The 3,347-nt window shown below is 48.5% G+C and carries 1 protein-coding gene; it reads right to left on the bottom strand.

The window, feature by feature from the left end; genetic code table 11:
• Positions 1–3,347, bottom strand: a 3,347-nt coding sequence (locus NDJ01_RS16670) for a tandem-95 repeat protein (RefSeq protein WP_258587017.1), incomplete at both ends; no start/stop codon positions are given.

Genomic DNA, 3,347 nt, shown 5'->3' with positions numbered 1-3,347 from the left:
TTGACTGGTGTGACATCGACGTTCACCGTGGTGGACTCCGATACCCCACCGGACGTGACGATGTAGGTGAAGCTGTCTGTACCGTGGTAGTTGTCGTTTGGCGTGTAGGTTACGCTGCCATCCGGGTTGACCGAGACCGTGCCGTTGGCTGGGCCGTTATTGGTATCCAGCGACACCACTTTGTCGTCGCCTTCGAACGTGTCGTTACCTAAGACCTTGATGATGGTCGGCGTGTCTTCCACAACCGTCGCTTTGTCTGCCACGATGTCCGCCACTGGCGCAACTGTGAAGTTCACCGTTTGGCTAATGCTTTCACCACTTGGATCAGTAGCAGTAAACGTTAGGGTTTCTGAGCCGTTCCAGTCTGCCGTTGGGCTAACGGTCGCAATGCCATTTTCAATCGAAACCAACACGTTGCTGTTGCCAGACACTGAGAAGTTTAGCGAGGAATCAGTATCTTTGAATACTTCATTCAAGTCGATCGTGTATGCATCGAAATCTTCCGATAACACTTGGTCTGCAATGACATTTTCAACAATCGGTGCATCATTAACACGATTCACAATCAAACTATCACTGTCGCTAACCGTTGGATTAACACCATCCGACACTGACGCGCTGATAGTCAGGTCTTTAAGGTTAAGTTCATCGTTGTTAACCGCATCAACACCCGCTTGAGTTAGCTTGACTTCATTGCCAACCAACACGAAGTAACCGTTTGAGTTGTTTTCTAGCAACACCGTAAGCTCATCTTCCGGCGTGTCAGTATCGTGAACCGTTAAGGTTGCCACTACCGTATCAGTGCTCACTGCATCTTCAGTGATGCTCTCTACAGCATCGACCTTGATGGTTGGCGCATCGTTTACTGGATTTACAGTAACGGTTACCTTCGCTTCGTCGGTCAATTGACCGTCCGTTACGGTGTAGGTAATTTCGGCGTCACCATTGAAGTTTTCGGCCGGTGTGAACACCAGTTTGCCGTCAACAATTTCAACCTTACCTTGTGTTTCAGGTACGGACGCCGATTCAATCGACAGCGTATCGCCATCAATATCGGTGTCATTTGGCAGGACATCAATCGTCACTGGCGTGTCTTCGTCAGTAATCGCCGTGTCATCCTTTGCCACTGGCGCGTCGTTGACCGGCGTCACATTGACTTCAACGGTAGTGGATTCAGACACACCGCCTGATGTCACGACATAAGTGAACGTATCTTTGCCGACGTAGTTATCATCTGGTATGTAGGTCACAGTTCCGTCAGGGTTGACCGAGACCGCGCCGTTAGCTGGGCCTTTACTGGTATCAAGCGACACTACTTTATCGTCGCCGTCAAACGTGTCGTTACCTAAGACGTTAATGATGGTTAGTGTGTCTTCGATTACATCCGCACTGTCTGCCTCGATGTCGACTACTTGTGCAACCGTAAAGTTCACCATTTGACTGACGCTTTCACCGCTTGGGTCTTTAGCTGTGAACGTAATTGTCTCTTTGCCATTCCAATCCGCAGTCGGAGTAATGGTAGCAACGCCATTCACAATAGAGATCTGGATGTTGTTATTGCCAGAGACTGAGAATTCTAGCGAGGAATCAGAATCTTTGAATGCTTCATTCAAGTCGATCGTGTATGCATCGAAATCTTCCGCTAGCACTTGATCTGCAATGGCATTTTCAACAGTCGGTGCATCGTTAACACGATTCACAATCAAACTGTCACTGTCGCTAGCCGTTGGATTAACACCATCCGATACTGACGCGCTGATCGTTAGGTCTTTAAGGTTGAGTTCGTCGTTGTTAACCGCGTCAACACCCGCTTGAGTTAGCTTGACTTCATTGCCAACCAACACGAAGTAACCGTTTGAGTTGTTTTCTAAAGAAACGGTTAATTGGTCTTCTGGCGTATCAGAATCAGCGACTTCCAACGTCGCCACTACCGTATCAGTGCTCACTGCGTCTTCAGTGATGCTTTCCACGGCATCAACCTTGATAGTTGGTGCATCGTTTACTGGGTTAACGGTAACGGTCACCTTCGCTTGGTCAGTCAGCACACCGTCGGTGATGGTGTAAGTGATCTCAGCATCACCATTGAAGTTTTCTGCCGGAGTGAACACCAGTTTGCCATTCACCACTTCAACCGTACCCTGCTCTTTAGGTACAGAGGCTGATTCAATACTCAGCTTGTCGCCATCCACATCAGTATCGTTTGGCAGAACATCAATCGTGACAGCGGTATCTTCTTGTGTTGTTGCCGTGTCATCTTTCGCCATTGGCGCATCGTTCACTGGCGTCACATCGACATTCACCGTGGTGGATTCCGATACCCCACCTGACGTAACGATGTAGGTGAAACTGTCTGTACCGTGGTAGTTGTCGTTTGGCGTGTAAGTTACGCTGCCATCAGGGTTGACGGAGACTGTACCTTTAGCTGGGCCTTTACTGGTATCAAGCGACACCACTTTATCGTCGCCGTCAAACGTGTCGTTACCTAAGACGTTAATGATGGTTGGCGTGTCTTCCACAACCGTCGCTTTGTCTGCCACGATGTCCGCCACAGGCGCTACCGTGAAGTTCACCGTTTGACTGACGCTCTCGCCGTTTGAATCGGTAGCAGTAAACGTTAGGATTTCTGAGCCGTTCCAGTCTGCGGTTGGTGAGATGGTCGCGATGCCATTTTCAATCGAAACCAACACGTTGCTGTTACCGGCTACTGAGAAGCTAAGCACGGAGTCGCTGTCTTTAAATGCGTCGTTTAAATCAATCGTGTAGGTCGCGAAATCTTCCGATAACACTTGATCTGTAATGGCATTATCAACTGTTGGCGCATCGTTAACACGATTCACAACCAAGCTATCACTGTCGCTAGCCGTTGGATTAACACCATCCGACACTGACGCGCTGATAGTCAGGTCTTTAAGGTTGAGTTCATCGTTGTTAACCGCGTCAACACCCGCTTGAGTTAGCTTGACTTCATTGCCAACCAACACGAAGTAGCCGTTTGAGTTGTTCTCTAAAGAAACGGTTAATTGGTCTTCTGGCGTATCAGTATCACGAACCGTTAAGGTTGCGACTACCGTATCAGTGCTCACTGCATCTTCAGTGATGCTTTCTACGGCATCAACTTTGATAGTTGGCGCATCGTTTACTGGGTTAACGCTAACTACCACTTTCGCTTCGTCGGTCAATTGACCATCCGTTACGATGTAGGTAATTTCAGCGTCGCCATTGAAGTTTTCTGCAGGAGTGAAAACGAGTTTTCCATCCACCACTTCAACCGTACCCTGCTCTTTAGGTACAGAGGCTGATTCAATACTCAGCTTATCGCCATCCACATCATTGTCGTTTGGCAGAAC

It is taken from the genome of Vibrio sp. HS-50-1, assembly GCF_024747315.1.
Lineage (GTDB): Bacteria > Pseudomonadota > Gammaproteobacteria > Enterobacterales > Vibrionaceae > Vibrio > Vibrio diabolicus.
The sequence above is the reverse complement of the archived record's forward strand: the minus strand, read 5'-3'. Positions and strand labels throughout refer to the sequence as shown.